Source organism: Breoghania corrubedonensis (assembly GCF_003053845.1).
GTDB lineage: Bacteria > Pseudomonadota > Alphaproteobacteria > Rhizobiales > Stappiaceae > Breoghania > Breoghania corrubedonensis.
Window position 1 is genome coordinate 155814 of record NZ_QAYG01000009.1, and the last position, 20903, is coordinate 176716.

Below are 20903 nucleotides of genomic sequence, written 5' to 3' on the forward strand. Positions count from 1 at the left end.
CATAATCGCGTCGATATATGGAGACCAGAAATACTCGGATATGTTTCCGATAGATAAAACAGAGCAGGCACTTGTCAAAAATCAGAAACATGAACAGATTATATGTTTAAAAAATCAATAATATAATCCGAGAATTTGAGTATCACTTTAACATAAACATTAACCATCCCCGCCGGCCAGAGCATATTCCGAGCGGATCGAATTCGATGTTGGCTTATCGAGCGATCGCGAGGCAATCTGCGTAACCAGATCAGCCCTGAGCAAGAGCGAGCGGTTTCCGCCATGTCACAAGCACGTTTCGATGTCCTCGTTCCCGGTTCCAGCCTTGCCTTCGAGGGAGGATTCTTCGGCATATCGTCGATCGTGCTGGTGGAAGCCGGCGGCAAGCGGGCGCTTTTCGACGTTGGCCACGGCGTCACGCGACGGATGCTGCTGGAAGCGCTCGCCGAGCGCAGCCTCACCCCGCGCGACATCGATCTGCTGATTTTCTCGCACGGACATTTCGACCATGTGCTGAACATGGACCTTTTCCCGAACGCCCCGATCGTGATGGGGCGCGAGGAATACGATTATATCGGAGCGATCTTCGAGGATGATCAGGTCACTCCGCGCTACCTGCCCGCCCTCCTTGACGCGCGCGCGGTGGAAGCCATCGACGGCGAGGTCGAGATTCTGCCGGGCGTGGTGCTGTTTCCCACCCCCGGCCATTCGCCGGGCCATGTTTCGCTGGAACTGGAGAGCGCCGAGGGACCCGTGGTGCTGGCCGCCGACGCGCTGAAGACCGCACGCGAAGCCTCCACCGGCATTCCCGACATGGAGATCGACCCGAGGAAGCGCGGCCGGGCCTCGATCCAGGAGGTGTTGCGACGCGGGCGGATCATCGTGCCGGGGCACTTTCCCACGATCCACCGCGAGGCGGACGGCCGGATCTGGTGGGACGAGATCCAGAAAATGCCGCTTCTGATCAGATAGGGGCAGCCGCACCGGCCGATGTGGGGGCGGTCGCGGCGACAAGAATGCGCCGGCCGACAAGTGCGAACAGGATCAGCGCCGGCAGCGGACCCGAGCCGAAGGGCGCGACGATACCGAGCCCGCCGCTGAAGAACATCAGCGCGAAACAGGCGGCGAGCGCCGTTTTCTCGAACGGTGCGAAGCCCTCCTCCAGCCCGAGACGGATGAGCAGCCCGGCCGGGATCGCCAGCATCGCCAGGTCGTAATCGAGAATGAAGGGGACGACGAGCGTCGTGCCGGAAACCAGCATCGCCGCCTTGAGCGGCATCGACGGCGAGCGCCACCACGCGGCCACGACCACGACGAAGACGACCACCGAAAACAGGACTTGCGCGGTCATCGCCGTGTCGGCCCCTAACCCGGCCTGCCGCATCCAGGCGAAGAGCGAGATCATCCGCGCCATCGAGATGTGAGCCCCGATGAGGTTGTCACCGGCAAGCGGGATCTGGGCGATGAACGCCTGCCAGGTGGCCGTACCGAAGACGAGCCACGACAACGCGGCGACGGCAAGCGTGGTGATCGCGGCGCAGGCGAAGGCCCGGTATTCGCGCCCCGCCAGCAGGGCGAAGGGCAGCAGCAGCCCGAAATGCGGCTTGTAGGCGAGAAGGCCGATGGCGAGCCCGGCCAGCCAAGGCCGGCGGCGCTCCAGCGCGGCCATGGCGAAACCGAAAAGCGCGACGCTCAGCAGCCCGTTCTGGCCGTGCAGCAGACAGAACAGGAAGCCAGGAAAGGCGAGGCTCAGCCACAGCGCCTCGCCGCGGCGCACGAGCAGGCGCATGGAAACGCAGGCGAGCGCCAGCGTCCCCGCCTCGAACAGGACGTAGCCGAGGCCGAAGGGCACGAGGCCGAAAGGCAGCAGGTAAAGAAGCCAGCTCGGCGGATAGAAGAAGGCGACGCCGGAGATGCCGAAGAGCTCCATCTGCCGCTGGGAAAAGGCGACCAGATCGTAGGGCAGCGTCGGATTGCCGGTAAGCGCGGAGCGCGCCGCCGTCCAGAACGAGACGAAGTCCATTCCGACATCCCTGCCCGGATCACCGGAAGTGAGCGCGACGAAGACGAAATAGCCGTAAAGGCTCGCATAGGCGGTGATGAGGATCACCGCCGCCCGCTCGACATTCTCGCGCCGGATCTCACCGCCCGAGGCAAGCGCACGCAGCAACCCGTTCAACCGACACACCCCCGTCGTCTTCGACGGAGGGAGACTAGGCGGGCGACTTTAAGATTTCGCTACGGGAACGAAGGGCCGCAGGGGCGGGATGCATGGCCCCGCGCTCGGCCCCGCCCGCCTCACCCGCTCATTTCGGCGGCGTCGCCGTAACCTTGATGGCCGAGAAATAGGCGGCGGCGTTGGCGATGTCGTCGTCCGAGAGGCCCTTGGCGATGATCGACATCTGTTCGTGGGTGCGCGCGCCCGAGCGAAACGCCTTGAGCTGCTTCACGATATAGGTCTCGCTCTCGCCGGCGAGATTGGGAACGGTCGGATTGGTGCCGAGGCCGTTCAGTCCGTGACAGACCTGGCAGGTGGTGCGCACCTTCTTGCGCCCGGCCTCCAGATCGCCGGCCGCAGCCGGTGCGGCGATGATCGCCCCGGCGCAAAACGCCGCGACGCAGCACAACGCGGCCCGCAACATGCGGGCTCCCTCCGTATTCCGCATTCAGATCCCTCCCCTGACCGCCCGCCCGGCGGCAGATGCGTGCATGTCAGGCAGCCGGAGCCGGCGGTGTCCACCGCGCGTCACCGTTCCGCTGCCTCCGGCGTTTCCTTTTCCCGGTCTCTCATCCGTCATTGCCCGGCTTCGTCCGGGCAATCCAGCACGGGCAACGAAGGCCGGCGCGCAAGGTGGATCCCCCGGACAAAGCCGGGGGATGACGGCGGAGCGAGCGGCGAACGACGAGCGGCACGAGGATCACCCCGGCCGCCCGTTTCGCGACGTCTCCCGTGCGCCTTGCCGTTACTGCGGCTTGGAATACGAGATCCGGTAGATCGCCCCGGCGAGGTCGTCGGAGACCAGCAGCGACCCGTCGCGAAGCTGGGCGACGTCGACCGGACGGCCGAGATATTCGCCATTCTCGTCGATCCAGCCTTCCGCGAAGGGTTCGGCGCTCGCCTTGCCCTCGGCATCGATCCTGGTGACCATCACCCGCGCGCCGACAGGCGTCGTGCGGTTCCACGAGCCGTGCTGGGCGGAGAAGATCGCCCCCTTGTACTCGGCCGGGAACTGGTTGCCCGTGTAGAACATCATGCCGAGATCGGCGGCATGCGCGGTCATTTCCACCGCCGGAAAGACGACATCCGCGGGCGGTTCGTCATTCTTGTACTCGTTGGTGCGCACCGACCCGCCGCCATACCACGGGAAGCCGAAATTCTGGCCCTGCGCGGTGGCGTGATTGAGCTCGCCCGGCGGGATATCGTCGCCCATGCCGTCGACCTGGTTGTCGGTGAACCACAGGTCGCCGGTGGCGGGATCGAAATCCATGCCGACGGAATTGCGGATACCCGAGGCATAGACTTCCCGGTTCTTGCCGTCGGCATCAACGCGGATGATGCCGCCAAGCCCCCACGTGGTATAGAGCTCGGCCTTCTCCGGCGCCGGCACGTTGAAGGGCTGGCCGAGCGTGATGTAGAGCTTTCCGTCCGGCCCGATATCGCACACGCGCGCGGTGTGGTTGTAGCTTTCCTCCTCCGGCGGGATCAGTTCGCCCTGCTTGATCACCTCGAAGGCCGCCACGTCCGGGCTTTCATAGAAGAATTCCGCCGCCGGAAAGTTCAGAACCCGGTTCTGCTCGGCCAGATAGAGATTGCCATCCCTGGAAAAGCAGGGCCCGTTCGGCACCGAGAAGGCGAGCGAGGGCGCGAAATCCTTCACCTCGTCGGCAACCCTGTCCTTGTTGCGGTCGGTGACCGACCAGACCTTGTTCTTGCGCGTGCCGACGAAGGTGACGACCCCCTGCGGCCCGACCGCCATGTGCCGCGCGTCCGGCACGACGGCGTAGAGATCGATCCGGAAGCCTTCCGGCAGCTTGATCCGCTGAAGGGTCTTTCTGATGCCGTCGGCATAGTCCCCGCCCTGCTCGACATATTCGAAGTCCGTCGTACCCGTCTTCTTGAAGCCGGACAGTTTTTCCAGGTTTCCCTGGCCCTGGGCAAAAGCGATGCCCGGAATACCCGCCACGATCGTACAGCCAAGAAGCGCCCGCGCCATGGAACGTCTCATATCAAGTCTCCTCCCAGTTATGACCACCTTGTTCGCGATCTTACGCTAGGGACGGTAGCACATGAAAATTGGTCAAACGTCCGATCATTAGATATGTCACGGAATAAATCGTTTCCGAAAACGGAAAGAATACGCACCCCGCGACGACAAATCAGCGCTGCGCCCGCAGCCCTGCGCGACCGCCGCCCCGCGGAACAGGGCCGGAATCAGCAAAGCCGCGACAGGAGAAATCCGGCCGCGGCTTTTGTCTTTGAACGTGCGTCACGCGTCGCGATTGCGGCGAGAGAGCTTACCGCGCGCGGCAGAAATGATACTGCCCGTCATAGCCCAGGAAGTAACCGGTGCGCGGATTGAAGCTGCGGTACCGGCTCTCGCAGTAGCGGTACCAGCCATCGCTCCAGGCCGGATAACGCCCACCGTCGTAGGAGCGCGGTGCCGTGGCGTTGCCGATGGCGAGCCCGGCACCGAGCCCGAGGATGCCACCCAGGATCGCCGCGCCGGCATTATTGTTGTTACGATGACGACGACGGTCCCAGTCCCGGCGATGGTCGCGACGGTAGGACCGCGACCTGTCGCGATCACGGTCGACGCGGTGGCGACGTTCGGCGCGGTAGCGGCGTCCATCGCGTCCATCGCGCTGCTGCCAGTTGTAGCGCCCGGACATTTCCGGTGAATTGTCGGAATCGCCGGCAAACGCTGGCGGCACCGTCATCACGGTACTGAGCGAGAGGGCGAGAGCGACCGAAATGGCCCTCCAAACCTTGCTTCCAGTCTTCAGCATGTCGTCCTCCATCTGTTCGTCAGGTGCCGGCCGGGGCCGCGCGGTCCGCGCCACGCCTTCGCCAACGCGTTTACGTTAGGAACGTCTTGGGCGTCTCAATGTTCCACGCGGCGCGCATCTGTGCCAACTATCGGCAGAAATGATAGTCGCCGTCATATCCGAGGAAATAGCCCGTACGCGGATTGAAGCTGCGATAGCGCGATGCGCAATAGGCCTGCCAGTCCGGCGTCCAGGCTGGCGGCGTGCCGTAATAGCCGCCATAGTTGTTGTAGTTGACCGGCGGCGGTGGCGGCGGCGGGGCGGCGTTCGCGGAATTGGCGATCACGCCGCCGAGAAGGAGCCCGGCGCCGAGCCCCAGGATGCCGACGGCCGCGGCATCGCCCCCGCGATCGCGTCGATGGTGACGATAGTCGCGATGATGACGATAATCACGGTGATGATGGCGATAGTCGTCGTGATACCTGCGCGGCCCGTCGCGCCAGTTGTCACGCCACGGCTGAGCGGAAACCGTGGCGGTCGACGTCACCAGCATGCCCGCCACTGCGAGTGCAGAAACCGTTGCGCCTGTAATCTTCTTGAATGCGGACATTGGACACTCCATCCGTTTTCGGCTGCCGAGACATGGTGCCGAGAATTGCAGCGATCCTAGCCACGGGGCTCTGAACCCGTCCTGATGGAACCGTTCATCACGCGTTCAGCTCGTCAGGCCGGTCTGCGCGATACCCGGAATGCCGGCCATGATGCCGGAGGGACTGTTGACAGGAGGGGAACGCGTTCGGCGCCGTAAACCTCAAACGACCAGCCGCGCCAAAGACCCTGGCGTTTCCACTCAGGCGCAAGATTGCGGCGTCTCGAAGGTGCTGGCAGATAAAATGCGCCGCCCGCCCGAACAATCGTTATCCGCGTGCACCCCTCAGCCGCGACAGCGCAAAGGGTGCCGGGTCCACGCAGGGCTCTGCGCCAATGACGACCTCGCCGGCAAGCCGCCCCGCGCCGGGACCGATGCCGAAGCCGTGGCCGGAAAAACCGGTCGCGATGAAGAAGCCCGGCAGCGAGGCGACCGGCGAGATCACCGGCACCGCATCGGGCGTCGTATCGATATAGCCGGCCCAGCGCTCGGCGATCTCCACATTCGCGAAATCGGGCAGCACCGCCACCAGATCGCGCCAGGCGGCTTCCAGCGTCGCGGCCACGGGTCTGGGGTCGAGAACGCGCTGATCCTCGAAGACGGTCGGGGCATCGAGCGCCCATGTGCGCTTCTGCTTCAGGCTTTCGAGGAAGCGACGACCGATGGCGAGGCGCGTGGAGCGCCATTCGTCCTTCAGGATGGGCAGGAAATCGAGGAAATAGCGGAAGCTGTCGGCGGTGATATCGGCGCTCGACAATCCCCCGTGCGCGATGGTGCAGCCGCCGTCGAGCCGCCGGCGCAGGGCGAATTTCGGCGTCCATGCCCCGCCATGCGTGACATCGGGCCCGCCACGGGTACGCATCACCGAGGAGCGCACGGTGAGCTGCGGCAGATCGATGCCAAGCGATCGACAGAACAGCGAGGACCACGCCCCGCCGGCGAGCAAAACCGTCTGCGTGGCGATCGTGCCGCGTTCGGTGACAACGCCCGAGATGCGTCCGGCCGCGCGTTCCAGCCCGCGCACCGCGCAATTGGTGAGGACGGCGGCGCCTGCCCGTTGCGCGGCCCGCGCGATTGCCGGTGCGGCGAGCGCCGGCTCGGCACGTCCGTCCGATGGAGTGACCATGCCGCCGGCCCACACCCGGGCGGCGCCGGGCAGGGCTTCTGCCGCTTCCGTCTTGCTCAAGAGCCGTGTGTCGAGCCCGTGGGTACGCGCATGCGGCATGAAATCCTCAAACCGCTTCATGCCGGCGGCATCGGCGGCGAGATAATGGACGCCGGTGCACCTGTATCCGACATCCTCGCCGAGATCGGTGGCCATGGTTTCCCATTGCCGCATGCTTTCCCTGATGAGCGGCAGTTCGGCCGGATCGCGCCCCTGCTGGCGGCAATAGCCCCAGTTGCGCGAGGACTGTTCTCCGCCGATGACACCCTTCTCGCACAAGGCGACGGATATGCCGCGCCGGGCGAGATGCCAGGCTGCCGACGCCCCGATGATGCCACCACCGATGATCACGACATCGGCCGCTTCGGGAAGGGTTTCACTGGAGATGACGGGGGCGACGTAGGGGGACATGGCGGGGCATCCGGGAGGTGTTTTCTTTCGCCATAGCACGGAGGGTGCGGGCGGAGAAATCGGGATTTTCGGATGAGGTGCGGCGGGGGTGGGCGGAAGGTTCGCGGCGTGTGGCTTACCCCCACCCCTAACCCCTCCCCTCAGGGGGGGACGGATGCGGCTATCACCGGTTGTCACGGCGGGTTTTGCGGGTCGATCCAAGGAGAGAGATTTGCAGCACGGCCCACCTCCCCCTTGAGGGGAGGTCGAACGGCCGAAGGACGTTCGGGTGGGGGTCGCGGTCCCTCGGTGGATGCGGAGGGACCGCGACCGCATGCGGCGCAACCGCAAAGGCGTCTCATTATGGATGCGGTGATTGATCGTCCTTCGCGCAAGGAGCCCACAAACGAACAGGCCCGCGCAAATCCCATGCGCGGGCCCCTGTCGTGAAACGGAACTCCCGTCCCTACTCGGCCTTGCCGTAGCCGCCACCCGTCGGCGAGATCACGATCACCGCCTCGCCGGCCTTCAGGATGGTCTGGTCGCAGCCCTCCAGCTCGTCGATGGTGCCGTCGATGCGGCGGACCAGCGTCTTGCCGCATTCGCCGGGCTCGCCGCCTTCCAGCCCGTGCGGGCGGATGGTGCGGTGGGACGAGAGGATCGCGCAGTCCATTTCCTGAAGGAACCGCAACGTGCGCGAGGTGCCGTTGCCCGCGTGCCACTTGCCCTTGCCGCCCGATTTCGGCCGGATGTGGAAGTCCTCCAGCAGGACGGGAAAGCGGAATTCCAGCACTTCCGGGTCGGTCAGGCGCGAGTTCGTCATGTGGACGTGGACGCCGTCGGTGCCATTGAAGCCGGGACCGGCGGGCGAGCCGGAACAGATCGTCTCGTAGTACTGGTAGGTGTCGTTGCCGAAGGTCAGATTGTTCATCGTGCCTTCGGAGGCTGCCATCGCCCCCAGCGCGCCGAACAGCGTGTTGGTGACGTGCTGCGAGGTTTCCACGTTGCCGGCAACGACGGCGGCCGGGTACTTCGGCTTCAGCATGCAATCGTCGGGGATCACGATGTTGATCGGCCTGAGGCAGCCCGCGTTCATCGGAATGTCGCCGTCCACCATCACGCGGAAGCAGTAGAGCACGGCCGCGCGGGTGACGGGCTCGGGCGCGTTAAAGTTCGAGCCCTGCTGCGGGCTGGTGCCGGTGAAGTCGACGGTGGCCTCGCGCTTTTCCTTGTCGACCGTGATCTTTACGCAGATCTTCGCGCCCTGGTCGGTGGTGGTGGTGAACTCGCTGTCGTGCAGCGCATCGATCACCCGGCGCACGCTTTCCGCCGCATTGTCCTGCACGTGGCCCATGTAGGCCTGCACGACGTCCAGCCCGAAATGGGCGACCATCTTGCGAAGCTCCTGCACGCCCTTCTCGTTGGCCGCGATCTGGGCCTTGAGGTCGGCGACGTTCTGAACCGGATTGCGGCAGGGGTACTTGTGGTCGGTGAGGAGCCTGACGGTCTCCTCCTCGCGGAAGCGGCCCTGATCGACCAGCAGGAAGTTGTCGATCAAGACGCCTTCCTCGTCCACCGTCGTGGCGCGCGGGGTCATGGAGCCCGGCGCCGTGCCGCCGACATCGGCGTGGTGGCCTCGGCTTGCCGCCCAGAACAGGATCTCCTTCTGGTCGTCATCAAACACCGGCGAGACGACCGTAATGTCCGGCAGATGCGTGCCGCCATTATACGGCGCGTTCAGCGCGAAGACGTCGCCGGGGCGGATCTTGCCCTTGTTGAGCCGGATGACGGTTTCCACCGAACGATCCATCGAGCCCAGATGCACCGGCATGTGCGGGGCGTTGGCAACGAGCGTGCCGTTCTGATCGAAGACCGCGCAGGAGAAGTCGAGCCTCTCCTTGATGTTGACGGAATAGGCGGTGTTCTGGAGCGTCACGCCCATCTGCTCGGCGATGTTCATGAAGAGGTTGTTGAACACCTCCAGCATGACCGGATCGGCCTCGGTACCGACCGCACCGGCCCGCCTGGCCGCGACCACTCGCTTCAGGACGATGTGGTCCTTGATCGTGAGTTCGGCCTGCCAGCCCGGCTCCACGACGATGGTGGCGTGCGGCTCCATGATCAGCGCGGGGCCGGCGATCTTCATGCCCGGCTGGATGGCATCGCGGCGGTAGATGCCCGCCTCGTGCCACGCGCCGTCGGAGAAGAACCGCGTTTCGGCCGTGGCTTCGGCCTCGGCATCGGACAGCGCGTGGTCCGGCTCAATGATGCCGGCGCCGCCGCCGATGGTCTCAACCTCCAGCGCCTCAACGACAATCGCCTTCGCCTCGTAGACGAAGCCGAACTGCGCTTTGTGGGCGGCCTCGAACTCCGCCATCATCGCAGGGATCGGGCCAAGCGTCACGGGAAGCGGGGTATCCGTGCCCTCGTAGCGCAGATGCGCGCGCACGAGTGTCTCGCACTCGGCCGCCGGGATGCCCTGGCCGACAAGCTCGCTCTCGGTCTCTTTCGCAAGCGAGGCACGCAGGGCATCGAGATCGCCCAGCATGTCGTCATTGAGCGTCTTCACCACCGCCTGCTGGCGGGTGGCGCGGATATCGGCAAGGCCCATGCCGTAGGCCGACAGAATGCCCGACAGCGGATGGACGATCACCGTCTTCATGCCGAGATTGTCGGCCACCATGCAGGCCGATTGCCCGCCGGCGCCGCCGAAGCAGGTCAGCGCATATTCGGTGACGTCGTAGCCGCGCTGGACGGAGATCTTCTTGATGGCGTTGGCCATGTTGGCGACCGCGATCTTGAGGAAGCCGTCGGCGACCTCCTCCGCGCTGCGGCCGTCGCCGATCTCGTCGGCCATCGCCCTGAACTTCGCGCGAACGACGTCCTCGTCCAGCGCCTCTTGCGCCTCGGGGCCGAAGATCTTCGGGAAGAACTCCGACGACAGCTTGCCGACCATGACGTTGGCGTCGGTGACGGCGAGCGGGCCGCCACGGCGGTAGCAGGCGGGGCCGGGATTGGCGCCGGCACTGTCCGGGCCGACCTGGAAGCGGCCGTCGCGGTAATGCAGGATCGAACCGCCGCCGGCCGCCACCGTATGAATGCGCATCATCGGCGCGCGCATGCGGACACCGGCGACTTCCGTCTCGAAGGCGCGCTCGTATTCGCCGTTGTAATGCGAGACATCGGTGGACGTGCCGCCCATGTCGAAGCCGATGATCTGGTCGAAGCCGGCGATCTTCGAGGTTTCCACCGCGCCGACGACGCCGCCGGCGGGACCAGACAGGATCGCGTCCTTGCCCTGAAAGAGATCGGCCGCCGTGAGGCCGCCCGAGGACTGCATGAACATCAGCCGACAGTCGGTGCCCTCGATCTGGAGTTCGGAGGCCACCTGCTCCACATAACGGCGCAGGATCGGGGAGAGATAGGCATCGACCACAGTCGTGTCGCCGCGCCCGACGAGCTTCATCAGTGGCGAGACCTCGTGGGAGACGGAGACCTGCGGGAAGCCGACCTCGCGGGCGATCTCGGCGACTGCCTTTTCGTGCTCGGGATAGGCGTAGGCGTGCATGAAGACGATCGCGAGCGAGCGGATGCCGTCGTCATAGACGGCCTTCAGCGCGGCCCGAACCTCGTCGAGATCCGGCGCCTGTTCCACCGCGCCGTCGGCGCGCACGCGCTCATTGCACTCCACGACCGTCTCGTAGAGCATTTCCGGCTTGATGATTTCCTTGGCGAATATGTCCGGCCGGTCCTGATAGCCGATCTCCAGCGCATCGCGGAAACCGCGGGTGATCAGCAGCGCGGTGCGGTCCCCTTTTCGCTCCAGCAGCGCGTTGGTGGCGACCGTGGTGCCCATCTTCACGGTGGCGATATTCTCCGCCGGAATGCGCGCGCCCTTTTCCACGCCCATCAGCTCGCGGATGCCCTGGATGGCGGCGTCGCGATAGACCTCCGGGTTTTCTGAAAGCACCTTGTGGGCGCGGATCTCACCGCCCGGCGTGCGCGCCACGATATCGGTGAAGGTGCCGCCGCGATCGATCCAGAAATCCCACTTCGCCGTCATTTGAATAGCCTCTTTGAGGTGTGTTCGTTGGAAGGTGTGCTTGTTGGAAATCGGGAGCAGCATGAAGGAAAGGCTGCGGCCCGTCATCGCAGGAAGCAACATTCACAATTTATCGATAAAATGTCAACGTTGGGAAATGGGGGAAGCGGAAGGGGGGAAGGAAGGCGCGGAGAAGGAGGCAGATACAGCGTGGACAGGACGAAGGAGGAGGCGAAAAGAGAAGAAGATGGAGCGGCTTCGCCGCGCTGATTTCTGGATTCCGGATCAGCGCTCGGCTTCGCCTCACTTGTCCGGAATGAGGGAGGATGGATTGGGCTCCGGGCCAGCCACACACGCCCTCATTCCGGGCGGTCTGCCGCGTAGCGGCATGGCCAGACCCGGAATCCAGCGCAAGAAGTGCGCGCACGGCGCGCTCCAACTTCCTTTCTCTTCCCTTCCCTTCCCTCCCCCTCAGTCCGCCATCGTCTCAATGGAGGCAAAGCTCACCGCCGGCTTGCCAGGCTCGTCGAATGGCCGCTCGACCTCCACGATGGTGTCGGGATAGAACCCGTTGAAATGCGTCCTGAGCGCCAGCGAGTAGGCGCCGATGTGGCCGATCTCGATCCAGTCTCCGGTATCCACCGTCTCCGGCAGCCAGAACGGGCGCGACAGGATGTCGACGGAGTCGCACGTCGCCCCGCACACCTTGAAGGGCACGATCTTGTCCGCATCGCCCGCCCGGCGCTTGCGGGCGGGATCGGGAATATGGCGCGCCGGCAGCGTGATCTTGCCGGTCCAGCTGTCCGACAGCGAGGCCCAGATACCGTCGTTGATGTAGAGCCGGCGGCCCTTTTTCAAAAGCACCCGCACCACCAGCGAGATGGAGCGCGCACAGATCGCCCGTCCCGGCTCGGCGACGATGGGCATGTCGGAAAAGCCCCATTCCTCGAGATCGCTCTTGAGCTGCCCGATCAGTTCCGCGGTCGTGGGCACCTGCGGCGCCTTGCGGCGCGGATCGTGGCCGTAGGTTGCGGGAAAGCCGCCGCCCACATCGAGGCCGACGAGATCGACCCCCGCGCGCGAGCGCACCCAGTCGGCAGACGCCAGCGCGCGCTCGTAGGTTTCCGCCTCCTCGATCTGCGATCCGACATGAAAGCAGAGACCGCACTTGAAGCCGATCCGGTCGATCCTTTGCAGAAGCTCCACCGCATGCCCCGGCGCGGCGCCGAACTTCTTGGAAAGCTCGTAGGCCGCGTGGCCCTTGGTGGCGATGCGCACGAAGAGGGTGATATCGCCGGGATCGAGATCGAGCGCGCGCACGATCCTGAGGATCTTCGCCACCTCGTCCTCGTGATCGAGCGACAGGGTGCGGATGCGATAGGTCTCCAGCGCGAGGCGAATATCGGACTGAGCCTTGACCGGATGCATGTAGAGCATTTCCGCCTTGGGCGCGACGGCCCGCACCGCGGCGAATTCCGCCGGAGAGGCGACGTCGAAACAGTCGATGCCGACACCGGCCAGCGCCTTCAGCACGAAAGGCTCGCCGTTGGTCTTGACCGCATAGGCCGTCTTGCCCGGAAAGGCCTGGATGAAGGCCTTCGCGTCGGCGGCGAGCACTTGCGGGTGAAAACAGTAGACGGGCTGGTCGGGACGGAGCGCGAGAGCCATCTCGCGCGCGCTTTCATATCGTTCCATCAATCGCCTATCGAGCTCCCCTCGTTTTTCGAAACGGCCGCCACAGCATGACAGCCGCCATCCGCCACCACAACCGTGCTCACCACGATGGCGAACACGGCACTCAGTGACAGATCCGGTAGGTGCAGGTCTTGCCGTGGCAACCCTGGTCGAGATGCATGTGATCCTGATGATAGGCATCGCCTTCCGGCGAGAGCACGGTGAGGAAGCGATCGCACGCCTCCTTGCGCACATGCATCAGGAATGCCTTCTCCTTGCCCTTGGTCTTCCAGCCGTCGGCGACGGTGACGATCCGCCCGTCGGCAAGGCGGAAGGCGGAAATATCGACGGCATTGCCCTTGGCGTGCTCGGAAATCTTGCCGGAGGAAAGGTTGTTGCGCCGCCGGCACTGGAAGGAGGAGGCGATGCGCAGGCCTTTCAGATCCGAGCCCAGATAGCTGCGTGCCGCCGGCGCCACCACATCGCGCACCCAACCCGAAAATGACGACGCCAGCGCGCAATCGAGCGTTGCGTCGGGCGTGAGGTCGATGCCCTGTGGCGCCTCCAGCGCCGAAAGCTCCACCGGCACCGGGATATGGCAGGCCGGAACCTCGGGTTCGGGCTGTTCCACCCGCTCGATCGTCGCGCCGTCGAGGCTGCAGGCGACGGGATGTTGCGGCGGCCCGTCCGGCAATTTCGGCGGCACCCTGGCAAAGAGCGTGTCGGCTTCCGGCCTTGCGGGTTTTCCGCCAGGTTTCTCAACGGGCGTTCCGACGGGCCGGGCCGTGCTCCGCGCGCTCCCATCGGTTGCCGTTCCCGCCAGCATGTCGGGCTTGGGCGGTGGCAGGTGATCGGCACCGGGTTTTGGGGCCGGCGCGGGGTTGCCCGCCGCGCGCCCGGCACCCGCGCCGCCGACAGCTTCGGCCGCAATGTCGCTTTCGGCGTCGGCGGCGGTGTCCGCATCCGTCCCGGCGGAGGGCTGAGCGGCAGTTCCGGGCACTTCTGGTTTCGCGGCCTCGGGCTTTGCGGCCTCGGGCTTTGCGGCTTCCGCCTTGCCCTCGGCAGGCTGCCCGGAAGCTTCTTCCATGGCCTGCCCCGCGCCATCGCGCGCCACGGAGCCGCGTTGCTGAGATTGCGGCGCGGCAACACCTGTGGCAGGAAGAATACAGACGGAGAGAATGGCGGCGAGGAGGGCGGCAACTTGTCTTTTCGGCACGTCCCTGCCCTTTCCGGTTGCGCAAGCATCCACGCGCGTGCCTGATACGAGAGCCTGTCGGGGCCGCGCGGGTTTCGTGTTCACAACGCCTGAAGGGCGCAAGTGGTTTCGTCGGACCGTCTTTTCGGCCCATCGCCGAGGTCGAAAGCTCGGGGAACAATCCTTCGGGAGGCTATCATGACGTGGGAACTCTATTCTGCCTATCTGGTGGCAACGGTGATCGTGCTGGCGATACCGGGGCCGACGATCATGCTGGTGGTCTCCTACGCGCTGGCGCAGGGGCGCAGGACGGCGCTCGCCTCCGTTACCGGCGTCGCGCTTGGCGACACGACGGCCGCGACCCTGTCGCTCGCCGGCCTCGGCGCCGTGCTGGCGACCTCCGCCATGCTCTTCACCGTTCTGAAATGGGTGGGCGCCGCCTACCTCATCTGGCTCGGCTGGAAGATGTGGCGCACCTCGCCCGCCCCGCTTGAAACGGTGGCGACCGCGACCCGGGACAGCCGCACCATCCTGGCGCATGCCTGGATCGTGACGGCGCTGAACCCCAAGGGCATCGCCTTCTTCATCGCCTTTCTGCCGCACTTCATCGCCCCCGGCGCGCCGGTTGCCCCGCAGCTCGTGCTGATGGGGGTGACTTTTGTGGTGCTCGCCATCGTCAACGCGCTCGTCTACGCGCTGGCCGCATCCGCCGTGCGCGAGAAGGTCAACCGGCCGGCGACGCTGAAGGCGATCAACCGGCTCGGCGGCAGCGTGTTGATCGCCGCCGGGGTGATGACGGCCGCGATGCGGCGGGTGTCGGCGTAGGAAGAGAAAGAGGGTGGACGCATGCGCAATGCGTACGGCCCACTCAGATCACCAGCACCGCCGCCCCCGACAGCCGGCCTTCGCGCAGATCGGCCAGCGCCTCGTTGGCGCTTTCCAGCGGATATTCCGTCACCTCGGTGCGGATACCCGCCGCAGGCGCCAGCGCCAGGAACTCCACGGCATCGGCCCGCGTGAGATTGGCGACCGAGCGGATGACGCGTTCCTCCCACAGGTCGCGATAGGGAAAGCTCGGGATATCCGACATGTGGATGCCGCCCGAGACCACCACCCCGCCTTTTTTCACCTGTTTCAAAGCCATGGGAATAAGCGCGCCGACAGGAGCGAAGATCAGCGCCGCATCGAGCGGTTCCGGCGCGGGTTCGTCCGACCCGCCGGCCCACGCCGCCCCCATTGAGCGCGCGAAATCCTGCGCGGCCGCATCTCCCGGCCGGGTGAACGCATGGACGGTGCGGCCCTCGTGGCGCGCGAGCTGGGCGACGATATGGGCGGCCGCGCCGAAGCCGTAGATGCCGATGACGTTTGCGGGGCCGGCGAGCTTCAGCGTGCGGTAGCCGATGAGCCCGGCACACAGCAGCGGCGCGGCCTGCGCATCGGTGTAGCCATCGGGCAGCGCGAAACAGTAGTCGGCATCGGCCACGATATGCGTGGCATAGCCGCCGTCGCGCGTGTAGCCGGTGAAGCCGGGATGATCGCACAGGTTTTCGCGCCCGCTCTCGCAATAGGGGCACGCGCCGCAGGTGTGCCCCAGCCACGGCACGCCGACGCGCGCACCCGGCGAAAACGTTTCCACCCCCGCCCCGAGCGCCGCCACCCGGCCGACCACCTCGTGCCCAGGCACAATGGGCACCGGCACATCGGGCAATTCTCCGTCGACAACATGCAGGTCCGTGCGGCAGACGCCGCAGGCGGAGACCGCGACGAGGATCTCGCCGGGCCCGGGCTGCGGTGTCTCGCGCCGCCTTGCGACCAGCGGCGTGCCGACCTTTTCCAGCACCATCGCCTTCATGCCGATATCCTCTTCCCGATACGGTTGCACGGACATCGGAAACCTTCGGGCACCGCAAGGCAAGCGGCATCCGTGCGTCACGGGCGCAACGGACGATCACTGCGCCCGGCAACTGAGCGTGATCACCTGCGGCGCAACGGCGAAGCGCGGGTAGCTGCCGGCCGGGCCCGGCGCGATCGCGGCCGCGCAACCTTTTGCCGGAGCATCCTTCACGATCGCCAGCTTGTCCTGCGCCGGCTCCACATCCATGACGAAATCGGGATCGCGCACCGTGACGGTCAGCGGCGTGCGTGCCGGATCGACCGGCTGCGGTAGGCGCAGGCCGAAGGCGATGATGACGATCGGCCCCGACGCATAGGCACGAAAGCCGAACGGCTTCAGGACGCCCGGCGAGCGCCCCCCCACCCGTATCGCCGTCAGATAGCCGCTGGAGGCGAGATTGCCCATAATATCGGCGCCGGCGGCCATGCTTTCGGCCTTGTCGAACGTGCCGTCGCCATTTCGATCATAGGTCTTGAAGATTTGCGCGCTGGTACCCTCGTCCAGCGTCCAGGCCTCATCCACGGCCTTGACCAGCGTGCCGGAGAACGGGAAGGCGACACGGTAGACGAGCTGGGTCACGCTATGGGCCGCAGCCGGCGCATCCCCCGCCCCAAGGACAGCGATGACAGCGCCAAGCGCCGCGATGTGCCGTTTCACCTTGAACATCCTCCTCAGGGTTGAAGCGCGGGATCGAAACCGCGCGGACGGGCTGGCCCCGGCAGGGCGTCGGCCGTGTCGGGATCCGGGAAGAACGAGCCCGGATCGACGCCCGGCGGCACGGCGGGATCGGGCGGACGGGCTGCGGGCGATACGGGCTGCGTCTGCGGCTCGGGCGGCATCTGTTCCATCCGCACCGCCCGGGCGATCACCGCGCCGCCATGCATGAGGCCGATGGCGACGAGCCAGCTTCCCGCAATCCGCCCCGCCACATCGAACCAGCGCCGCCGCAGCACCCGAAGCGTCAGCATAACGGCGAGCACGATCCAGCAAACCACCGCCGCGCCGGCAATGGGGAAGGCCGGATCGCGCAGGCTCGGATCGCTAAGGCGCAGAAAGAGCCCACACAGCCCGCCCGCGATCAGCGCCGCGACAGGCACCAGTCCCGCGCGAAGAACGCGCGGGCCGAGCAGTCCCAGACCGACGACGATGGACGCCGCCGGGGTGATGAGGCCAGCGGGATCCGGCAGGCCGCCGGCAAAGCCCAGCAGCACCGCCTCGCCCGCAAGGCCGCCGGTGAGCCCGAGCGCGAAGGCCACAAGCCCGCCAACCAGAACGCCCCGCCCGGCAAGGGCGAGCGCAATGGCGAGCCCGATAAGCGGCAACACCTGCTGCGGCGCCAGCACGGTGGTGAGGATCCACCAGTCGAGCAGCGAGCGCGCGGGAAGGGCGAAGACGACAACGAGGATCGCGGCCACGCCGGCGAACGCGAGCGCCGGGCCGATCCATCGGGCCTTTGTGCTGAGCGCGGCGGTCATGTCACCTCATGTCACCAGGAAATAGCAGCCGCCGAGCGCGATCGCCGCGCCCAGCACCCGCGAAAACCGGCCTTCGTGAATGCGCTGGAGCCCGAGCCCGACGCCGATGCCGATCAGATGGATGGTGCCTGTGGCCAGCACGAAGCCGATGGCATAGTCGGCCGGATCGGCGGCGCGCGGCAGTTCCGCGCCGTGGGCGTAGCCGTGGCAGATGGCGAAGATCGCGATGAGCGCCAGCGCGCCCCATTCCGGCGGGTGCCAGGCGAAGGCGATCGCCAGCCCCAGCGCCAGGATCGACAGGGCGATGCCGGTTTCGATGCCGATCATCGGCACGCCGAGAATGCCCATGATGCCGCCAACGACCATGATCAGCGGAAAGGCGACGGGCAGGCTCCACACCGGCCGCCCGCCCATCTGCGCACCCCACAGGCCGACCGCGAACATGGCGAGGAAATGATCGGCCCCGGTGAGCGGATGTTCAAAGCCGCTGGTGAAGCCGCCCGCCCCGCCCTGGATGATATGGGCCGAGGCCGGAGCGCTGAGCCCCAGCACAGCCAGCCCCGACAGGGCGATGATGCTCGCGGGCACGTGCCCGCCCTTCAGCCTGCTTCGACGCATGCGCAGTTCCCTCTCCGGCCCCCGCCCGAAGGCGGAGCGACGACGGCAGGGCCCGGGGCCCTCATGGGGCACATGCGCCGGCAACACAAAGCACAGACCGGCCCCCCGGGACCGGCTGGTCAGCGTTTCCGACAACGATGTGCGCCCGCAAGGCCGAACGGCCTGCCGCGTCTCACGTCGCAACCCCGAAACCGTAATGTTATAACGTTATGTCCGGATTGTGGCGAGGACCACATATGAGCGGCGGCGGCAAGAGGAACGGACCGCGGCGGCATCAGAACCGACAGGCGGCCGCCCCCGTGCCGGGCGACGAGGGCGCATACGCGTCGCGGCCGGTGCGCGCGCCGTTCAGGCCCCACCCTTCGCCCCGACAACCTCGCCGTCTTCCTTGGTGAAGGCGGCCACGGGGCTGTCCAGAAGCTCCAAAACGGCTTCCGAGGGCCGACACAGCTTCACGCCCTTCGGCGTCACGACGATCGGGCGGTTGATGAGGATCGGGTGTTCCATCATGAAGTCGATCAGCTCGTCGTCGCTCCACTTCGGATCATCAAGGCCGAGTTCGTCATAGGGCGTGCCCTTCTGGCGCAGGACGGCGCGCACGGGCACGCCCATGGCCTTGACGAGGCCCACCAGCGTCCCGCGCGAGGGCGGGGTCTTCAGATATTCGACGACCTCCGGCTCCTCGCCGCTTTCCCGGATCATCGCCAGCACATTGCGCGACGTGCCGCATTTGGGGTTGTGGTAGATGGTGACGGACATGGGGAAGGCTCCGGGCATGAAGACAGGTTTTTGCGATCGGCCCTGTCGCCATCCGGGACCGGAGCCTCTCGCGATAAGGAACCTGTGGACTGGCCGGAAGATTGCGTCACCTCGGCGTAAAGAACAAGACCACCTGCAGTACACTGCATCCCGACGGCCCCCTATCGCAACGACGCTCAAGGCTGGCCTGGCCGCCTCGTCGGGAGCCAGACCATTTCTCTCACCCTAAACGGTTACCGTGTGGAGCACGCGGGCAGCGTGGATCGGGGTAGAACGGCTTGTTCCAGCCGTAGCTTTTCAGCACGTCTCGCCAGCAGCGACCACGATTGGCATTGCATTCGGAGAAATACTCGCAATTGGCACAAGGCCCGTCCGGCACATCCGTCTGGATCGGATGCAACAGCCCTTCGGCGAGCGCGCTGTTCCACATTTCCATCACCGACTGCCGGCGCAAATCACCGATAATGAAGGCGGGATGATCGTAGAGTTCTTCGCAGACTGTAACGCGACCGTCCGGCAGCAGCACGAAGCTGTCGCGATCTGCGGTGCAGAAGGCGCGCCGCGTCCATTCCAGTTCTCGTTGCTCCGGATCGCTCGCGGGCGCAAGCGCACCGCCACCAACGGAAATATCCATGTGCGGATAGTCTTCCTGAAGCTCCAGTGCCATTCGTTCCACCTGAGCGATGTCCGCATCGGTGGCGAAAAGCGTATCCTTGTGGCGAAACAGCGATCTCCCGTAAGCGGAAAACTGCAGGCGGAACACGTTACCCATTTCGCCGGCGAAACGGATCAAATCCCGCGCAAGGGTCGCATTGTGAGGCGTCACGACCGTGTTGATGCGGACGCGAAGCCCTGCTTCTCTCAGATGATGCAGTGCCCGGAAGGCGCGGAGGTGGTAGTCCCTGACACCGACCATGTAGTCCATCGTTTCCGGATCGACGCAGTCCAGGCTGAACTGCACGGTTTCCACGCCGATGTCGCGCAACATCCGCGCCTTGCGTGGTCCGAGGCCGATCTTGGTCGGAATGTCTGCCACCATCCCAGCTTCGTAGACAGAACGGATTATGCGAAAGATGCCCGGCCGGGCAAGAGCGTCGCCACCGGAAAACTGAAGCGACTCGACACCCAGCGACGCGAGTTCATGGACAATTTCCTCGACACGCTCCACCGGCAGCAGATTGGCCTCGCGGTCCTTGCGCACTTTAGCATAGCAATAGACACAATCCTGCGGGCAATAGAGCGTGGTCAGATAATAAACGTTGCAGGGAATGCGAAGCCGGCGCTCGGTCAGATTGACGGTGCGCGCATCCATGATGAAATCTGATGGCTCGTAGTCGACCGCATCGTCGATCGGTTCATCACTCAGACGAAAGATATCCTCCGCCTGGCGCTCGCCGGTGGTGTAGAAATCAAGGAGGGCCTGTACCTGTCCTGCCGCGTTGGGGCGGTCCGTGTCCGTGATGACGGCCCAGAGATCAATAACGTCAGCAACACGCCTGCGGCCGTTGAACAGACTGAGCACGATTGCCTCTCCCGGGGGCAGGCGGCGACAGATGTAGGAACGGTTCGTCAACGGTGAGGGTCTGGTGATCAGGACAGAGCGATCAATGTCGTTCTTCAGTCTCAGTCCCGTATGAAGCGCACCGAACCGACTTTCGGGTACCAGTTCCATCGGATTCTCCCATGCGGCAGGAAACGGATACTCCTGCACGTACCGAAGCACGCACAGGAGCATCCCGCATCGTTACTGTGCGAGACGGTTCGCCGTTCCCGACGAGCAGCACGCGGCACAGCCCGACCAGCAGGCCTCGTTACAGGTACGCAGCGCGCCATCGATGAACCGGTCGATGAGCAGTTCATCGATCTTGGCTTCCTTAAGTGCGATCTTTAATGAATCAAGCTGCTTCTTATCCATGACATTATCCTTACCTAGGGTAATATACAGAAAAAATATAATATGAACGCAGCTCAATCGTTATTGATTCAGATCATTGCAAAATAAAAACTACGCCATCTCGGATATATTTACGTTCTGTTGCGTCAGGCGGCTGCGTCC

18 protein-coding genes are annotated in these 20903 nt (G+C 65.2%); 2 read left to right on the forward strand and 16 right to left on the reverse strand.

The window, feature by feature from the left end; genetic code table 11:
- Positions 1-282 precede the first annotated feature (282 nt).
- Positions 283-972, forward strand: coding sequence for an MBL fold metallo-hydrolase (locus C8N35_RS19255; RefSeq protein WP_107991349.1), 690 nt, complete (start codon positions 283-285; stop codon positions 970-972).
- Here the strand turns inward: C8N35_RS19255 and C8N35_RS19260 are convergent.
- The 9 genes from C8N35_RS19260 to C8N35_RS19300 all read right to left on the reverse strand — a co-directional run bounded on the left by C8N35_RS19260 (position 965) and on the right by C8N35_RS19300 (position 14122).
- A complete protein-coding gene (locus C8N35_RS19260) occupies positions 965-2179 on the reverse strand; it encodes a glycosyltransferase family 87 protein (protein WP_146177433.1) in 1215 nt (404 codons plus the stop codon). The two genes, C8N35_RS19255 and C8N35_RS19260, sit on opposite strands and share 8 nt — an antisense overlap.
- 127 nt (positions 2180-2306) lie before the next feature.
- Positions 2307-2666, reverse strand: coding sequence for a c-type cytochrome (locus C8N35_RS19265; RefSeq protein WP_170122174.1), 360 nt, complete (start codon positions 2664-2666; stop codon positions 2307-2309).
- Between the two features lie 297 nt (positions 2667-2963).
- Positions 2964-4226 carry a PQQ-dependent sugar dehydrogenase gene (locus C8N35_RS19270; protein WP_107991352.1) on the reverse strand — a complete coding sequence of 421 codons (1263 nt, stop codon included), beginning with the start codon at positions 4224-4226 and terminating at the stop codon, positions 2964-2966.
- Positions 4227-4515: 289 nt separating this feature from the next.
- Complete coding sequence (locus tag C8N35_RS19275) at positions 4516-5007, reverse strand: BA14K family protein (RefSeq protein ID WP_170122175.1); 492 nt, start codon at positions 5005-5007, stop codon at positions 4516-4518.
- A gap of 127 nt (positions 5008-5134) precedes the next feature.
- A complete protein-coding gene (locus tag C8N35_RS19280; RefSeq protein ID WP_245926865.1) occupies positions 5135-5596 on the reverse strand; it encodes a BA14K family protein in 462 nt (153 codons plus the stop codon).
- Positions 5597-5903: 307 nt separating this feature from the next.
- Complete coding sequence (locus tag C8N35_RS19285) at positions 5904-7211, reverse strand: NAD(P)/FAD-dependent oxidoreductase (protein WP_107991355.1); 1308 nt, start codon at positions 7209-7211, stop codon at positions 5904-5906.
- A gap of 445 nt (positions 7212-7656) precedes the next feature.
- A complete protein-coding gene (locus C8N35_RS19290; protein ID WP_107991404.1) occupies positions 7657-11253 on the reverse strand; it encodes a hydantoinase B/oxoprolinase family protein in 3597 nt (1198 codons plus the stop codon).
- 450 nt (positions 11254-11703) lie between these two features.
- Complete coding sequence (locus C8N35_RS19295; RefSeq protein ID WP_107991356.1) at positions 11704-12927, reverse strand: alanine racemase; 1224 nt, start codon at positions 12925-12927, stop codon at positions 11704-11706.
- A gap of 103 nt (positions 12928-13030) precedes the next feature.
- Entirely contained in the window at positions 13031-14122 is a 1092-nt protein-coding gene (locus C8N35_RS19300; protein WP_107991357.1) for an extensin family protein, read from the reverse strand.
- Between the two features lie 177 nt (positions 14123-14299).
- On the opposite strand from C8N35_RS19300, the gene C8N35_RS19305 reads away from it, so the two are divergent.
- A complete protein-coding gene (locus C8N35_RS19305) occupies positions 14300-14926 on the forward strand; it encodes a LysE family translocator (RefSeq protein WP_107991358.1) in 627 nt (208 codons plus the stop codon).
- Between the two features lie 43 nt (positions 14927-14969).
- Here the strand turns inward: C8N35_RS19305 and C8N35_RS19310 are convergent, their stop codons facing one another.
- The 7 genes from C8N35_RS19310 to C8N35_RS23940 all read right to left on the reverse strand — a co-directional run bounded on the left by C8N35_RS19310 (position 14970) and on the right by C8N35_RS23940 (position 20762).
- Positions 14970-15953: a zinc-dependent alcohol dehydrogenase family protein gene (locus C8N35_RS19310; protein ID WP_107991405.1), complete on the reverse strand. Its 984-nt coding sequence runs from the start codon at positions 15951-15953 to the stop codon at positions 14970-14972.
- Positions 15954-16049: 96 nt separating this feature from the next.
- The gene (locus C8N35_RS19315) at positions 16050-16652 is read right to left on the reverse strand and encodes a DUF1007 family protein (protein WP_170122176.1); all 603 of its coding nucleotides are present in this window, start codon (positions 16650-16652) and stop codon (positions 16050-16052) included.
- A 14-nt stretch (positions 16653-16666) separates the two neighbouring features.
- Positions 16667-17470: a hypothetical protein gene (locus C8N35_RS19320; protein ID WP_107991360.1), complete on the reverse strand. Its 804-nt coding sequence runs from the start codon at positions 17468-17470 to the stop codon at positions 16667-16669.
- 6 nt (positions 17471-17476) lie between these two features.
- On the reverse strand, positions 17477-18088 hold the full coding sequence (locus C8N35_RS19325) for a HupE/UreJ family protein (RefSeq protein ID WP_107991361.1): 612 nt from the start codon (positions 18086-18088) through the stop codon (positions 17477-17479).
- A gap of 348 nt (positions 18089-18436) precedes the next feature.
- A complete protein-coding gene (gene arsC, locus C8N35_RS19330; RefSeq protein WP_107991362.1) occupies positions 18437-18847 on the reverse strand; it encodes an arsenate reductase (glutaredoxin) in 411 nt (136 codons plus the stop codon).
- Between the two features lie 220 nt (positions 18848-19067).
- Positions 19068-20519 carry a radical SAM/SPASM domain-containing protein gene (locus C8N35_RS19335; RefSeq protein WP_170122177.1) on the reverse strand — a complete coding sequence of 484 codons (1452 nt, stop codon included), beginning with the start codon at positions 20517-20519 and terminating at the stop codon, positions 19068-19070.
- Between the two features lie 72 nt (positions 20520-20591).
- Positions 20592-20762 (reverse strand): hypothetical protein, encoded by a 171-nt coding sequence (locus C8N35_RS23940; protein WP_170122178.1) that lies wholly within the window; start codon positions 20760-20762, stop codon positions 20592-20594.
- Positions 20763-20903: the final 141 nt, after the last annotated feature.